We start from the raw sequence: 14,162 nt of genomic DNA on the forward strand, positions 1-14,162 counted from the left end.
TTTTAGGGATTGCCTACCTCCGTTCATAAATGAACGAGGAAATACCGGGCAAATCCTCGCCAACGGTTTTGATAATCCTATTATTGCTCAGTTGCAAGGTTCCAAGTACAGTGCTGCCCTGAAAAGCCACCTCGGATCCGTTGCTGGCCCATACGCCTGTGGCCAAATTGCTGCCATTGCAGCTGGCCACGTACAAATTATTGGTGATAGGGGTAAGTATAAAATTGGACTCCTCGAACTGGTAAGTGGAATCGTCCCTAAGTGTTATGGTACCCGCAATACAATTTTCCTCATCCAACAAATTATTGGATGATGACCCATCTCCATCAAGATCTATCGGCGAACTGACGTTAACCTCCACCAGTTCCCATGTACCCACAAGTTCCGCACTTGAAAATCCATCATCGTTTCCATCATCATCACTACAAGAGATTACACAGATAAGAGGGAGTAAAAGCAGTAAAACATTTCCGAATTTTTTCATGGGACCTATGTATTGTTTGGCTGAAAATAAGACAATTTAGATAAAAAAGTCCAACCTATATGGGTATTTCATCGATCTAAAACTGATAAATACACTAAAAAAATACGCGTCACGTTCTTGCTAAGTAAATACATAACCATATATAATGAAGAAACTTAGCTCTAAAATCTTAACCTTTTCTTTAATTGCCATAGCGTTGGCAGGTTTTCAATCCTGTAGTGAGGATGCCATGCCAGGTGAGGGCGAAAAGCTTACACAAGCGGAGTTACAGACCATTTTAAATACCGATGAGATCGCTGGTGCCGCAGATACCGCATTGGCCGATCTTTTTGCAGGAAATACGGCAAAAACAGCTACCGCGAAAGACGGTGAGTGTTATTCTGCCGAGTATACCGAAACGGGATTTGTGGCCACTTTTAACAATTGTTTGCTCAACGGAACGGATAATGCAAACGGTACCGTTACCGTAACGTATGAAGTAGGGGAGGAAGAATCGTCCTTTACGGCCACGTACCAAGATTTTTATGTGGGCAACATTAAGATCAATGGAACAAGAACTTACGAAATTTCGGCCGGAAGCCAAGAAAATTCGGTTTCTTTCACCGTGGAGAGCGACATGACCATTGAGATGGAAGACGAATCGATAATTTCGGAAAATGGAACCAAAACTTTTGGAATCACCTTTGGTGATGAATTGGAAAGTACCGTATTCAGTCTTTCGGGCAACTGGACCGTGGAAACCGAAGGAAACACCTATTCCGTGCAAACCCTCGAAGATCTTCAAGGCAATGCCACTTGTGAATACCTGACAACGGGCAGCATGACGATCTCCAAAAACGGATTGGCCGTTACGGTGGATTTTGGAAACGGAGAATGCGATGACGTAGCCACCATAATTTATCCAAACGGAGCTACTGAGGAGATTACATTATAAATCACCCCAACAATATTAATGGAAAGCACCGACTGTTATCGGTGCTTTTTTGTTTTAATAGGTTACTGTTCTTTGTTTGGTTATATTTAAAGAAACGTTTCTCATATGGTTAAGCAATTGGTAACGGCCCAAAATGATTTTTTTGCCACTCACAAATCAAAAGATGTTGCTTTTAGAAAAAAATATCTGAAAAAATTGCTACAAGAGATTGAGGGTCATGAAGATGCCGTGTGCGATGCCTTGTACGCCGATTTTAAAAAGCCAAAGTTCGAAAGCCTGGCCACCGAGACCCAGTTGACCTTGGCCGAGTTAAAGCATGCCATTAAAAATATAAAGGAGTGGAGCGAACCCAATAGTGTTGGACCATCCTTGCTAAATTTTCCGTCCAAAGAGTGGATACAACCGGAACCCTATGGCAAAGTGCTCATCATTTCACCCTGGAACTATCCCTTTTTGCTCACCATGTCACCCTTAATAGGAGCTTTGTCCGCCGGAAACACGGCAATTCTTAAACCATCGGAATTTAGCCCGAACACGTCTAAGATCATCGCACGGATAGTACAAAAGGTATTCCCGCCAGAGTATGTTACCGTTGTTGAGGGTGGGGTAGAGGCATCTACCGAACTATTGGCCGAAAAGTGGGAATACATCTTTTTTACGGGCAGTACACGTGTCGGTAAAATTGTGTACCAAAAAGCAGCGGAACATTTAACACCTGTTACTTTGGAACTTAGTGGCAAAAATCCATGTATTGTGGACGAAACCGCATCCATAAAATTGGCGTCTAAGAGAATTGCATGGGGAAAATTTATAAATGCAGGGCAAACATGTATTGCCCCCGATTATATTTTGGTGCACAAGAGCGTAAAAAATGACCTTGTGGACGGGTTAAAATCCCACATTGAACAATTTTATGGAAATACTATTGAAAACTCAGAGGATTTTGCACGGATTACCACGAGTAAGCATTACGAAGAACTGAAAGTCATGCTCCAAGGTCAAAAAATACTATTTGGAGGTAATTTTAACGATAAAGATCGTTTTGTGGAACCTACATTGGTGGACGAACCGCCCTTGGAGAGTACTGTAATGGGAGGGGAGGTCTTTGGTCCTATTTTGCCCATAATTTCGTATGATGACGAAAGTGAACTGGACAACTATATTTCTCGCTACCCCAACTCTTTGGCCTTTTATGTGTTCTCTACCAACAAAAAGTTTCAAAAACGGATGATGCGCCAATACTCCTTTGGCGGGGGAACCATAAACGATACCGTGGTACACATCAGCAATAAGTCCTTGCCCTTTGGTGGGGTGGGCCAATCTGGAATAGGGGGTTACCACGGCAAACATTCCTTTGATTTGTTTTCGCACCATAAATCGATTGTAAAACGTGCCAATTGGTTAGATGTTCCATTGAGGTACGCGCCGTACACGATTTCTTTGGGTTTGATGAAAAAAATCAAACATTTCTTCTAAAAAGTGGTTATAAATCTTTGATTTGATGTGAAATTGGTTGCGAAAATCACATTTATCTATTAATCCTGCGTTAAAAAACGGGATAAAAGCGAGTTAGGTAGTATCTTTAAGTAAAACGATAATCACAATCAGGTATGAAAAAACATCACAAAAAGTATCGTATCTCCGTATTGTTGGATATGACGGACAACTCTGAATCGGTCCTGTCCAGTGCGGTAGAGCTCGCCAAGCGTGTTGATGGTGACATAGAGGTCTTCCATGTAAAACCAGCTACAAATCTAATCAAAGGTGATAGCCAATTATCGGCCATTCGAACGCTGAACCAAGATGATAGGGCCACGAGGTCGGCATTGGAGCAGTTGATTTCGCGCGTTAGCTTGAATGAAGATTTCACCATCGGCTACAAACTGGAATATGGCAATGTTAGGAACAGGGTCGGTGACTATTTGGCCAAGGCAACACCCGATTTTTTGGTTTTGGGCAAACAACGACCAAAAATTGGAGTTTTCTTTGAAAGTATCACAGATTTTGTAATAGATCAGGTTAGCCATACCCACGTTCTAATATTGGGCAACGATAACACCTTGCGTTCGTTCGACGATATTAATCTGGGTATTTTCGGCGATGAATTGGCGGAAAACGACCTAGACCTAATTTTGGAACTAAAACGGGATAACGAAAGGCCGGTACGACATTTTGGAATTTCCGATGAACAGGAATCGGAAACCCGTGCATATCCATGGCAAAAAACGGTTTCCTATAATTTTAGTCGAGGCAGTAATGCCGTTGATGGCTTGGTGAGTTATGTTTCCAGGACAAATACGCAGCTATTGTGTATTTCCCAGAAAGGAAACGATTCTGATTTTTTTAAATCGAGTCCCATAAAGTCCGTTATCCGAAAGGCCAACGTTCCATTAATGATTTTGGGAGGGTAGATTGGAAAGGGAAGCTGTTAGGGCTTCTTTTATTTTCTATTTTACATAACATAAATTATAGTACAAATGCTTATGGGTAGCAAATTGCGTATAGCTGTGCTATTTGATATAAAATTAGTTCTAGCGCTTTAGTGCTATAACGATACCGATTTTATGTCAAAGCAATTTGCTGATAATGTTTGTTGCTTGTCCGCATTCGTAAGCTATAATTCTATATTATATCAAATATCCCTCGGCAGTTCGTCAGGAAATAAAACTGACAACAGGGTCATGAAATATTCTTTAGCGGTCGGCTGCGCCGCATCTTTTCATTTGTACCATAATTTGTCGTTATATTTAATTGCCGCGCGCAAACGCTCGATTGTTTTACAAAAGCAAAATGCTACGCGCATTTTCTTTTCCACACAATTTGCCCACGCTTGCCCCGGCCAAAAGCAAAGATTTTCAGGCTCAATTGAACTATAATCTTAGTTTGATGTTTAGAGAAGAAAAGTTGTTGAAAATTCTGCCCAGAACCCGCATAAGTATAAAATTTGCTCCTCAAATTTCCATACACATGCTACTTGAAGTCTAATTGAAGTTTCCCTTTCTTTTTTCTTGATAAAAAAGAAACAAAAAATCAAGAAGAAAATATGCTTCCGCGCGCCCTTTATGCCTTGTAGCTTCGCTCCTTGGGCGTTTCACGTCCCCACACAAAGCCCAGGGCAATGGCGCTGCCGTGCAAGCCACAAATTCACTCCCCCTACTCGCCCGCATTTTCTTCATAACCCTCTCCGCAACACACTACTCAATCAATTGTCCGTTTTGTATTCTATATTGAATGCCATCCATAAAAAAAACATAGCTGCTTCTGTTCATTTGCACTTGATTCTTAACGGATTCGTAAACTTCTCTTTTTTTAGTTTTTAGTTTTAAAATTTCATCTTCACCTAGCTTTGAATATTCATACCAGATTTTGCGAAATTTATAAGCAGATAATTTTTGATAATGCTGTATGAATTCATAAAAAGCTGAATCATAATAGTAAATTTCATGACTGGCTGACGTGAAAGGATTTCCAAAGTCAGTACAGATTCTTAAAAAATCGCTTGAACGAATTGCAGAAAGGGTTTCAATTAACTCTCTAGGTAGATTAGAACTTGATGGTAAAGCTGATAATTCATCTATTAAATCCTTAATTTTTTTAGCTCCTTGATATAGATCATTCCTATAAAGGAATATACCCTTGTTGGATTTATTGTAGCCTTTATCACTAAGATAAATATCAGAGTTATAGTAATACTTTCTCTCTAGGGTGTCAGAATAAATTTTGATTTTTTCTAAATCTTCTTGCCTAATTTTTGCATTTTCCTTGTCAATTTCAAAAATCATTTTTAGTGGAGCAATCATGCTACTCATGTTCATATAAATATTCGTGAGAGCTTGTTCACTTATCACAACCGCTTTTTCTTCGGTTCTTTTTTTAGGAATGTAGTCAATTAAGTAAAATATTATGAGCGCAGTAACGAAGGCTAAACTAAGTTTTTCTAGAATTTTAAAAATTTCAAACCAATTAGAATCAGGCTTTGGGTTTTTGAAAATCCGGACAATAAATTTTGGTAGAAATGTGGGAAGTTTTATTGCAGAAAACTTTAAAATAATAAATATTGAAAGTATCAGAAAAATTATTAACGTTGTGCTCATGAATTCAATTTTTACTGCCTTATTTATTAATCTTTTGTTGACACTAAAAGCTCACGAATATCCACATTAAGAGCTTCTGAAATTTCCCGAAGAGTTTCAAGAGAGGGCTGCATATCGTTGGTGCACCATCGGGAAACTGTAGTTCTGCTCTTCCCTACCCTTTCGGCAAGCCATTTGTTTGTTCTGTCTTGTTCAGCAAGAACAACTCGAATTCTATTAATTGGCTTTTTGGTACTCATTTGAATCGTTTTACGTTAAATGCATATCATTTTACACAAACTTAGTTTTCTTATTTGCATTTTATTAATAACTTTAAACGACCAAATTGAACTGTTTAAAATCATATTAATATCGTTTTAAATAACTATTTAGTAGTAAAACGATATTTAATGGTTCATTTTTAAATTTTTCAACAATCAAATAGCCAACTTTATGAATCCCAAAAAAATTGACCTATCCCCTATCTTAAGCTATATAGAAAAATGCCATGAAGGAGACCTTCTTTCCCTTACCCAAAGTTTGGACAAAACCATTTTTATGTTCCACTTTCTTCCTTGGGATACCTTTTCAGAATTGGAGCGTCAAAATTGCTGTCATGTTCTGATGGAACTCAAAGAGGCGGTTATGGAGATTTATATAAATAATGACAAGGGTAAATAGTTAGCTTTCCATTTCATCCAGCGACAGAATGCCATGTTGGGTATTATTTCTTTCCACAACTAATCATCTTTTGGCAGAATGTCATTCAAAGATTTTAACCGCAATTCTTTCAATATTCCGGTTATGGCGGCAACCTTGGCCGTATTTACGGCTTTAAAGTCTTTATATATGGAATACGGAATCCCACCCACAAATGTTAGTGCCTCATCCGGTCCAACAATCTTTTGCATTGAACTTCCATCGTTCATCTGATATAATGCCATGAAATAGTATTCAATGATTTCCAAGAGAGTATAATAGTTAGCAATTCTCTTATTCTTCTTTTTGTCCTTTAAATAGATGTTCAGTCTTTTATATCTCGATGGAGAGTTTTTGTGATTCATGTCTGCAGACAACTGATTGATCAATGAATTGAATCCGACGGTTAAATAGATATAGCTTTGGTTTACCTTATTCAACGCATCTTCATTTGTAATATTTTTATTGGCATATATTACCGCCTGCGGAGAGTAATGTTGTATAAATGTCAGATATGAGACTAAACCAAACTTCTTAGATTCGCTATACAGGTCCAACGTATCAATAGTGCTTTGAGCCATTACGTTTAAACCGTAGGCAATAAATAACAGGCAGAAAAGCTTTTTCATATGTTCCTTGTTTCCATTAAATTCAAATAAAACTCATTTATTCATTGAGCATCTACTACTTCTATATCGGCAATAACATTATTGTTGCAAAACACATTCACATTAGAATAATTGATGTTTGCAACTTTGTCATATTTAACAGGTTTCCACACCATAACTCGCGGCCATATGCCCGGTTTTTGATGTAAAAACATATCTAGCAACAAAATATTCGGATTGATGCCCTGAGGTTCTTTTGGTATCAATATGGGATTGATTCCTGGATTCGAAACCAAAATTTCACCAACAACATGAAAATCATCGGGTGGTGGAGGCATTTTATTAATCCAAGCATACCAATCCTTCGTATTTGCCTCATCACAAGGGACGATTGTACTTTGCGTAATTTCTTCTTCTTCCATGTTTTAATTTCAATTATTGATTCATACTTATTTAATTCGAACTTCTGACAAATATTAAAGCAGGTTTAAACGAACACATACAATGATGCTGGTTCATGCTCGGGGGAAGTAAACAGTAGGAAGTCAATAACTTGGATTTCAACAAGATATAAAATGAAAACAAAAACTCATTGCAGAAAAACCTTAAAAATTCTGGGGTTTTCACCCATTCCATACACTTTTACCTCCCCCACTCCGCTGATTCGGCAAAACAGTATTCCATTACATTTTTTAAAAGGAAATTTATAGAAGAAATTTTTCTGGAAGTGTAGTACAAACTTTGCCAACACTAAAGCTCGCTCAAAAAAGAAAAGGTCTTCAAGACCTTCCCTTTTTATGCCGTACCAAAGCTCAAGTTACATAACGCGAGAACATTATAGTACACGCGACAATCTGGAAAGTCTAGTAGACTTTTTAGATTGGTGGTGAGACTTGTGCGGCTGGCTCTATGAAAAACCTTTAGTAAGACAACGATTTTAGGTCAAAGCAATTTGCTGCAAACTTTTGTTTTACCACGTTTTTGTACCCACGATCAATCTATTTGCAAAATTGTTGATTTTCTCCATTAGTTAAAACATATCCTTTATTGAGCGATAGATTGCATTCGTTGATTTTATTTTATGCATCGGAAAATCCTTTATAGTGTTGCACAACAACACATAGCGCACAAAAAGGGTATGATAAAAATTCAAAGTATGGAATATAACTATTCCAAGAAAATCAACATATTTAAAGACATGAACCTTGAGTTTTCTTCTGGGAAAATTTATGGTTTATTGGGCAAAAACGGTGTAGGGAAATCTACCTTGATCAAAAATATTACCGGCATGCTTTTTCCGACCAAAGGCAGTTGTGAAGTTTTTGGTCTGACACCTGGTAAACGAGAGGTCAAGTTTCTACAATACTTGTTTTTTGTTCCAGAAGAATATCATTTACCCAACCTGACCATTAAAGAGCTTATTTCCGTTTATAAAGATTTTTATCCAAAATTTGATGTCGATCAATTTGATGCCTACATCAATGAATTCAACATATCTAAAGACAAAAGAACAACCGAGCTCTCCTTGGGTCAGAAAAAGAAAATTTTAATTGGCTTTGCCCTGTCCGCCAATACCAAAGTGTTGATCATGGACGAACCCACCAATGGCTTGGACATTCCTTCCAAAATCACCTTTAGAAATATGATCAAGGATGCGTTTAAAGAGGATAGGATTGTCATCATCACCTCTCACCAAGTGAGGGATCTGGACGAATTGATCGATACCGTGATCATTATGCACGATGGACAGATTTTACTGAACCTTGATAAGGATGATATCGCAAAAAAATTACAGTTTGAATTGTCTGACAACAAAAAAGATGATGACGCAGTACTGTACCAAGAAAAAGTTAGCAACGGATTCGCTTCCATTCAAAAGAACACCTCCGACATACTGGGATATGTAGACATTGAACTGCTCTTTAATGCAGTGTTGGCCCAAAAACTAAAATTATAAAACACCATGAATTATTCAACGCTGTGCTTATTGATCAAAAGACAATATAAAGAGCATTATAAAACCTATGTAATTGGTCTTTTGGTCTTGCTCATTTTACTGGTTTTTATGTTCCTGGTCGTACATCAATGGAAAGACAGCTTTTCGGGGGCTGTACAGAATGGGGTATTTGTAATCGGTCTATTTATTGCCGGCAGTGTGTTTTCCAATGCTATGTTCAGTGAGTTTTCCACTCCGCAGAGTGGCATGTGGCTTTTGGGCATTCCGGCAAAAGCTTCGGAAAAAGTGGTGTCGAGCATAGTGATTTCCACTGTTTTCTTTTTAACTGCTTATGTGATCATATTTTACATCGCGGATTTTTTCTATTTGCTTTTTGCTGGCACATTAACTTTTAAGGCCATGCTGAATCCGTTTAAGAACGATTTTTATCAATTCTTTTTTATCTACCTAACATTTAACGCATTAATGCTATTGGGAAGTGTCATCTTCAAAAAAAACAGTTTTATAAAAATGCTGTTGACCATTGCTGTGCTTTTCTTTCTTTTAAACTATCTAAACGGATGGTTATTGAGCTTTCTGATCCCCGAAGCCACCATAGTTTCCACCATTGCCTTCGATAGTTTTTTGTTTTCGCACCACGGAGAAAATGTAAAAGTGTTTTTACCCGATAACGTCAACTTATACAGTGCTCTTTTTGTACGTATAATTTTCCCCATTGCACTATGGATCTTGGTTTGGTTGAAATTGAAAGAAAAAGAAATTTAAGATATGAAGACAAGTAATGTATTTATCATCATTTTAAGTATTTCCATATCCGGAATGCTATTTGCAACCAATCTAAGCCTAAAAAAAGAGTATGATAAAATTGATCTGGACGATGTTTTCAAAAACTATGTTTCGGTAAGTTCGGAAGACTATACAGTCCTATCGATTTCCGGAAGTAATGGATATCCCATAGAAATTGTACAAAAGGATACCAATGCCATAAAAGTACTGCGTTCGAGATTGGAACATTTTAAAAGTGTGGTGAAGAACGATACACTCTTTATTGAATTTACGGGAGCTAATATTTCAATGCAAAAAAGCTTTTTGAGCACTACTCCATCTGGAATTATAATTTATAAAAACAATCTCGCCGGAATAATTGCCACGAACACGCACCAAAGGGTTTCTGGATTTGAGACCGAACATTTCACATTAAATTTAAAGGGATACTCGCATGTAGAATTGCAGAACTGTACCGTACAAACCTTATCGATTGCTATGGAAAATAAGAGTCATCTTCAATTTGTAGAGCACAATTTAGCAGATTCGATAGCTTTAAAGATGACGAATACTTCTGTAGCAAATTTAACCGACGTTGCCTTTAAAAAAATGCATCCGGTTTTGAGTGACAGCGTTACTTTGGTATTGTCCAAAGAGGTTTTTAAAAACCTCCTGAAAAACTAAGTTGGTATAATTCTATGGCCAAGATCTATTGTTTATAAAAAAGTATATTGTTGCCACTTATGATATTAGATACATTCATAAAACAAAGAAATTCTTCGAAAGCAATTAGAATTGGCTCTCATATCCTATTTTGGATAGTTCTGTTTTTCAGTTCATATTTCTTGTCAAAATCATCCTATGACCCTTATTCTGCGACTCCTTTGGGCTATTTGTTCCCCCTAAGACGGACACTGGAATTAATACTGTTTTTTTATCCGTTGATGTACGTATTGATTCCGTATTTCTTCGAAAGAAAACGCTGGGTTCCTTTTATTTTATATCTCCTCTTACTCCTATTTTTTATTATTTTTATTGAAGCAGTAGGTGAAAAAATCACCTTTCATTATTGTGATACCTGTGCGGCGATGGCTCAGGAAAGAGATCCTGATTATTTAAGTATTCTTCAAAAACCGGTTCTCGATAATTTTTTGTTTAAATCATCAAATATTGGGATATATTTTAACCTGTTTTCCGGTTTATTGCTACCCATAGCCATAAAAAGCAGTCTGGGGTATTATCAAATCCACACTAGAAACCTTGAATTGGAGAAAGAGAAAGTACAGTTGGAATTGAACTTTCTAAAGGCTCAGGTAAATCCGCATTTCCTGTTCAATACATTGAACAATCTATATGGATTAATTTTACATGATCGCAGAGATGCTTCTGCGGAAACCGTGACACGTTTGTCGGATTATTTGCGATATTCCTTGGATAATGCGAATAAGAAAAGTATCCCATTGTCAGATGAAATTGAATTGACTCGTAATTATATCGAGTTGGAGAGTTTACGGTTAAACCATACAAAAGTCTCTTTTACAACCCAGGTTGACAATACCAATGCCAACATTCCGCCTTTACTGTTTATACCTATAGTCGAGAATGCCTTTAAGTATAATGTGGATAAAAAAGATACGGACATCCGTATAAATTTATCGGTAAATTCAAATACGCTACAATTGAAAGTAGAAAATGGCTTTGCAGAGGCCAAAACTAAAAATGATAACGGAGGTTTGGGATTGACCAATTTAAAAAAACGCTTGGATTTACATTATTCAGAAAATTATACGTACGATATGGACATTGATAATTCCGTGTACAAGGTATCGTTGAAATTAGTCTTAGCATGAAGAATATTAATGTTTTAATTGTTGATGATGAACCGCTGGCGCGAGAAATAATTCAAACGCATATAAGTAAAATCCCAAATTGGACGGTTGTTGATACCTGCATAGATGCCAAAGAAGCTTTTGAAACACTGGTAAAGAACAAAATAGATGTGTTGTTCTTGGATATTCAAATGCCGGTAATAACCGGAATTGAATTTATAGAATCGTTACAAAACCCGCCTTTGGTAGTTTTTACCACGGCCTATTCCGAGTATGCCCTTAAGGGGTTTGAATTAAATGCGGTGGATTACCTGTTGAAGCCTATTTCTTTTGCTCGCTTTTATCAAACTGTGGAGAAAGTGAACAAAACATTGGAATTGTTAAATGATGCATCCAAACCAAGTAAAAAAGAAATAACCTATCTTTTTGTAAAACACGATGGAAAGCTCTTAAAGCTTAATTTTTCCGATATCCTATATATCAAAGCGGAGCAAGAATACAGTTCGGTTTTTAAAACAGACGGAACACTTTTGGTCAGTATGCACTTAAAATTATTACAAACCCTTTTACCCGAAAAGCAATTTACCAGAATCCATAGGTCCTATATTGTTCCGCACGAAATTATTACGGCAGTTTATGGAAACACGATCCAAATTGGAACAGAGATTCAATTGCCGATTGGCAGTAAATACAAGGAGGAATTGTTGCAAAAATTACAGATTACATAAAAAACACTTGCAAGCAGTTGTTTTGCAGGTAGAATTCGTGGAACCTGAGCCTCAAACCAATTCTGTACACTTTTAATCCCACCAAATCGCCTCCCAATTAACTAAGCACAGGTTGTGTTCGGCTTTTTAAAAAGAAGGTGTATCCAGCAAAAAAGGAGAAAACCGCAAACCGGGCTTTCTCCTTTTCAATATTTGGTTCCCAACAATGTTGGCTACGTAAACTATAGTATCTCCACCAATTCCAAATCGAACACCAAATCTTGTCCTGCCAACGGGTGGTTGGCATCGATAATAATGTCCTCCTCCTCTACTTTGGCGACCCTGAACTGTTGTTCCTGTCCGGCGGCATTGGCCCCCACTAGCCCCATACCTACTTCTGGTTCAAGGTCTTCTGGCAATTGTGACTTGGAAATCTTTTGAAAAAGTGCTTCGTTCACCTCTCCGTAGGCATCTTTCTTATCTATGGTAATCGTCTTCTTTTCGTTAACGGCCATATCAATAAGTCCTTTTTCAAATCCGGGTATCAGCTGGCCCTCACCCAATTTTATTTCCAAGGGCTCTCTTTGCAATGAGCTGTCAAATATCTGCCCATCAACAAGTTTGCCCGTGTAATGTACTTTTACGGTATCGTTTTCTTTTACTTTACTCATAATTTTGTTTTACAGTTTTAAAAATCAAAACGTTGCAAATATACAGGGTATAAAATGGTTCAACGAAGAAGTTGACCATAGCTTTTGTAAAAGTTGGTTTTAGGACATAAAAACCGTGTTGGAGTTAAAATTTGGTTTTCAGTTCATCCAAATCCTCTTGGTAGATTTCATTGAGGTATTCTTTATAGCCATCGGAATATTTATATTGAATATTATCCTGTGCCTTCTGTAAATTAATTTGGGCATTTATGGAGTCCCCCATTGTCAAGTAAGTCTTGGCCAGACCATAATAGGCTTCGCAAGTGTTCCTATATTGCTCTATTCCTGTTTTAAAAGCACCAATGGCCTCATTATAATTTTGCATATTGTAATGGCAAAGGCCAACATAAACAAAGGCCTGAACATCTACCCATTCTGCTCCTTGGTTGGTGATACTTTGCTTAAAATGTTTTAGTGCTTTTGGGTAATCACCAAGGCCGTAATAACATTCTCCACGCAAAAAATCGATATCCTCTCCCCAGGGAGCATCCACAACCTCGGGTGTCAAGGCATCCAATCGGTCAAAATCGGCCAAGGCCGAATTGTAGTCCCTTAAGAAACGTAACTTCATGTACCCGCGATACCCAAGATGGTTCAAGGGGTTCAATTCCACAGCCCTGTTCAAATAGGAAAAACCGGTTTCGTAGTCGCCATTTTTATTGAAAGGTACCGATCGCTCAAAATATGCTGCATCATACTCCGGGTGCTGCCAGTTAAGTATCCCGAATATGGCCTGCGAAAGATTATTTCCCTGCGCACCTGCGGCAAGTTTAAATCGTGCTTCTTTGGATTGGAACACCAGTTGATAAGCAATTAAGCCAACGTAAAGCGTAAATACCGTAGCCAGAACTATTTTTATGATTTTTAAAACTATCCTCATCTAAAAAATATCCGTAATCTTACCTTGTTCCACCTTAAAAACGATCTGTGCATAACTGTCCACTGCCGTGCCCTTAATTTTTCCCGGCATCCATTCTTCCAATTCCAAAATTAAATTGTAAAAATGTTCCAATGTACTGGTTGGTACATTGATTTCTTTTAACTCCGCATCGGTCATCTTGGTTCTAAAGTAGCCCGTTTCACCCTTGCAATTCACTACAAAACGAACCGTTAACAAACCGTTTGACGGTAATCCTTCTGTATTTATTTTTGATAACAGCTTCTTTTTGATATGCTTTTTACCTCCTCGATGATACGTACCGACATGATAATAGGGGTAAATACTATATTCTCCGCAGGGACTGAATTCCTCTGAATCTACTGCTTCATCATACGAAATGTCCCAAATATATCCGGTCAATTTAAAATAGAGCCACAGCGTTAATATGCCTGCTATAAGAAAACTGACCAACAGCCAAATGTTGAGTTTGCTTTTCAAAAAAAAGGATTCGTTAAT

17 protein-coding genes are annotated in these 14,162 nt (G+C 37.6%); 9 read left to right on the top strand and 8 right to left on the bottom strand.

Going from position 1 to position 14,162, the window contains the following annotated elements; all coding sequences use genetic code 11:
- Window positions 1-13 precede the first annotated feature (13 nt).
- On the bottom strand, window positions 14-484 hold the full coding sequence (locus MJO53_RS15475; RefSeq protein WP_252079768.1) for a hypothetical protein: 471 nt from the start codon (window positions 482-484) through the stop codon (window positions 14-16).
- Window positions 485-629: 145 nt separating this feature from the next.
- Here MJO53_RS15475 and MJO53_RS15480 point away from each other — a divergent pair, with 145 nt between their 5' ends.
- The 3 genes from MJO53_RS15480 (at window position 630) to MJO53_RS15490 (ending at window position 3,829) form a co-directional block, all read left to right on the top strand.
- Entirely contained in the window at window positions 630-1,418 is a 789-nt protein-coding gene (locus tag MJO53_RS15480) for a hypothetical protein (RefSeq protein ID WP_252079769.1), read from the top strand.
- Window positions 1,419-1,523: 105 nt separating this feature from the next.
- A complete protein-coding gene (locus tag MJO53_RS15485) occupies window positions 1,524-2,894 on the top strand; it encodes an aldehyde dehydrogenase (protein WP_252079770.1) in 1,371 nt (456 codons plus the stop codon).
- A gap of 134 nt (window positions 2,895-3,028) precedes the next feature.
- Window positions 3,029-3,829, top strand: a complete 801-nt coding sequence (locus MJO53_RS15490) for a universal stress protein (RefSeq protein ID WP_252079771.1) — start codon at window positions 3,029-3,031, stop codon at window positions 3,827-3,829.
- 783 nt (window positions 3,830-4,612) lie between these two features.
- Here the strand turns inward: MJO53_RS15490 and MJO53_RS15495 are convergent.
- Together MJO53_RS15495 and MJO53_RS15500 are read right to left on the bottom strand one after the other, a co-directional pair.
- On the bottom strand, window positions 4,613-5,512 hold the full coding sequence (locus tag MJO53_RS15495) for a hypothetical protein (RefSeq protein WP_252079772.1): 900 nt from the start codon (window positions 5,510-5,512) through the stop codon (window positions 4,613-4,615).
- Window positions 5,513-5,538: 26 nt separating this feature from the next.
- Window positions 5,539-5,751, bottom strand: a complete 213-nt coding sequence (locus tag MJO53_RS15500) for a helix-turn-helix transcriptional regulator (RefSeq protein WP_252079773.1) — start codon at window positions 5,749-5,751, stop codon at window positions 5,539-5,541.
- Window positions 5,752-5,944: 193 nt separating this feature from the next.
- Here MJO53_RS15500 and MJO53_RS15505 point away from each other — a divergent pair, with 193 nt between their 5' ends.
- Window positions 5,945-6,172: a hypothetical protein gene (locus MJO53_RS15505; RefSeq protein WP_252079774.1), complete on the top strand. Its 228-nt coding sequence runs from the start codon at window positions 5,945-5,947 to the stop codon at window positions 6,170-6,172.
- Between the two features lie 59 nt (window positions 6,173-6,231).
- Here MJO53_RS15505 and MJO53_RS15510 read toward each other — a convergent pair whose 3' ends face one another.
- Window positions 6,232-6,819 (bottom strand): hypothetical protein, encoded by a 588-nt coding sequence (locus tag MJO53_RS15510; protein WP_252079775.1) that lies wholly within the window; start codon window positions 6,817-6,819, stop codon window positions 6,232-6,234.
- 41 nt (window positions 6,820-6,860) lie between these two features.
- Window positions 6,861-7,220, bottom strand: coding sequence for a hypothetical protein (locus MJO53_RS15515; RefSeq protein ID WP_252079776.1), 360 nt, complete (start codon window positions 7,218-7,220; stop codon window positions 6,861-6,863).
- A gap of 734 nt (window positions 7,221-7,954) precedes the next feature.
- Here MJO53_RS15515 and MJO53_RS15520 point away from each other — a divergent pair.
- From MJO53_RS15520 to MJO53_RS15540, 5 genes are all read left to right on the top strand, one after another.
- Window positions 7,955-8,755, top strand: a complete 801-nt coding sequence (locus MJO53_RS15520) for an ATP-binding cassette domain-containing protein (RefSeq protein WP_252079777.1) — start codon at window positions 7,955-7,957, stop codon at window positions 8,753-8,755.
- 6 nt (window positions 8,756-8,761) lie between these two features.
- Entirely contained in the window at window positions 8,762-9,520 is a 759-nt protein-coding gene (locus tag MJO53_RS15525; RefSeq protein ID WP_252079778.1) for a hypothetical protein, read from the top strand.
- 3 nt (window positions 9,521-9,523) lie between these two features.
- The gene (locus MJO53_RS15530; RefSeq protein WP_252079779.1) at window positions 9,524-10,204 is read left to right on the top strand and encodes a DUF2807 domain-containing protein; all 681 of its coding nucleotides are present in this window, start codon (window positions 9,524-9,526) and stop codon (window positions 10,202-10,204) included.
- Window positions 10,205-10,608: 404 nt separating this feature from the next.
- A complete protein-coding gene (locus MJO53_RS15535; protein ID WP_252079780.1) occupies window positions 10,609-11,370 on the top strand; it encodes a sensor histidine kinase in 762 nt (253 codons plus the stop codon).
- Window positions 11,367-12,077, top strand: a complete 711-nt coding sequence (locus MJO53_RS15540; protein ID WP_252079781.1) for a LytR/AlgR family response regulator transcription factor — start codon at window positions 11,367-11,369, stop codon at window positions 12,075-12,077. Before MJO53_RS15535 ends, MJO53_RS15540 begins: the two co-directional genes overlap by 4 nt.
- A 221-nt stretch (window positions 12,078-12,298) precedes the next feature.
- Here MJO53_RS15540 and MJO53_RS15545 read toward each other — a convergent pair whose 3' ends face one another.
- The 3 genes from MJO53_RS15545 to MJO53_RS15555 form a co-directional block, all read right to left on the bottom strand.
- A complete protein-coding gene (locus MJO53_RS15545) occupies window positions 12,299-12,727 on the bottom strand; it encodes an FKBP-type peptidyl-prolyl cis-trans isomerase (protein ID WP_224836886.1) in 429 nt (142 codons plus the stop codon).
- Window positions 12,728-12,851: 124 nt separating this feature from the next.
- Entirely contained in the window at window positions 12,852-13,646 is a 795-nt protein-coding gene (locus MJO53_RS15550; protein WP_252079782.1) for a tetratricopeptide repeat protein, read from the bottom strand.
- Window positions 13,647-14,144, bottom strand: a complete 498-nt coding sequence (locus MJO53_RS15555; RefSeq protein WP_252079783.1) for a hypothetical protein — start codon at window positions 14,142-14,144, stop codon at window positions 13,647-13,649.
- Window positions 14,145-14,162: the final 18 nt, after the last annotated feature.

It is taken from the genome of Flagellimonas marinaquae (assembly GCF_023716465.1).
Taxonomy (GTDB): domain Bacteria; phylum Bacteroidota; class Bacteroidia; order Flavobacteriales; family Flavobacteriaceae; genus Flagellimonas; species Flagellimonas alginolytica.

Bases quoted from the DNA above. Each gene is read 5' to 3' on its own strand.
- MJO53_RS15475 (WP_252079768.1), bottom strand. From the start codon at position 484: ATGAAAAAATTCGGAAATGTTTTACTGCTTTTACTCCCTCTTATCTGT.
- MJO53_RS15480 (WP_252079769.1), top strand. From the start codon at position 630: ATGAAGAAACTTAGCTCTAAAATCTTAACCTTTTCTTTAATTGCCATA.
- MJO53_RS15485 (WP_252079770.1), top strand. From the start codon at position 1,524: ATGGTTAAGCAATTGGTAACGGCCCAAAATGATTTTTTTGCCACTCAC.
- MJO53_RS15490 (WP_252079771.1), top strand. From the start codon at position 3,029: ATGAAAAAACATCACAAAAAGTATCGTATCTCCGTATTGTTGGATATG.
- MJO53_RS15495 (WP_252079772.1), bottom strand. From the start codon at position 5,512: ATGAGCACAACGTTAATAATTTTTCTGATACTTTCAATATTTATTATT.
- MJO53_RS15500 (WP_252079773.1), bottom strand. From the start codon at position 5,751: ATGAGTACCAAAAAGCCAATTAATAGAATTCGAGTTGTTCTTGCTGAA.
- MJO53_RS15505 (WP_252079774.1), top strand. From the start codon at position 5,945: ATGAATCCCAAAAAAATTGACCTATCCCCTATCTTAAGCTATATAGAA.
- MJO53_RS15510 (WP_252079775.1), bottom strand. From the start codon at position 6,819: ATGAAAAAGCTTTTCTGCCTGTTATTTATTGCCTACGGTTTAAACGTA.
- MJO53_RS15515 (WP_252079776.1), bottom strand. From the start codon at position 7,220: ATGGAAGAAGAAGAAATTACGCAAAGTACAATCGTCCCTTGTGATGAG.
- MJO53_RS15520 (WP_252079777.1), top strand. From the start codon at position 7,955: ATGGAATATAACTATTCCAAGAAAATCAACATATTTAAAGACATGAAC.
- MJO53_RS15525 (WP_252079778.1), top strand. From the start codon at position 8,762: ATGAATTATTCAACGCTGTGCTTATTGATCAAAAGACAATATAAAGAG.
- MJO53_RS15530 (WP_252079779.1), top strand. From the start codon at position 9,524: ATGAAGACAAGTAATGTATTTATCATCATTTTAAGTATTTCCATATCC.
- MJO53_RS15535 (WP_252079780.1), top strand. From the start codon at position 10,609: ATGGCTCAGGAAAGAGATCCTGATTATTTAAGTATTCTTCAAAAACCG.
- MJO53_RS15540 (WP_252079781.1), top strand. From the start codon at position 11,367: ATGAAGAATATTAATGTTTTAATTGTTGATGATGAACCGCTGGCGCGA.
- MJO53_RS15545 (WP_224836886.1), bottom strand. From the start codon at position 12,727: ATGAGTAAAGTAAAAGAAAACGATACCGTAAAAGTACATTACACGGGC.
- MJO53_RS15550 (WP_252079782.1), bottom strand. From the start codon at position 13,646: ATGAGGATAGTTTTAAAAATCATAAAAATAGTTCTGGCTACGGTATTT.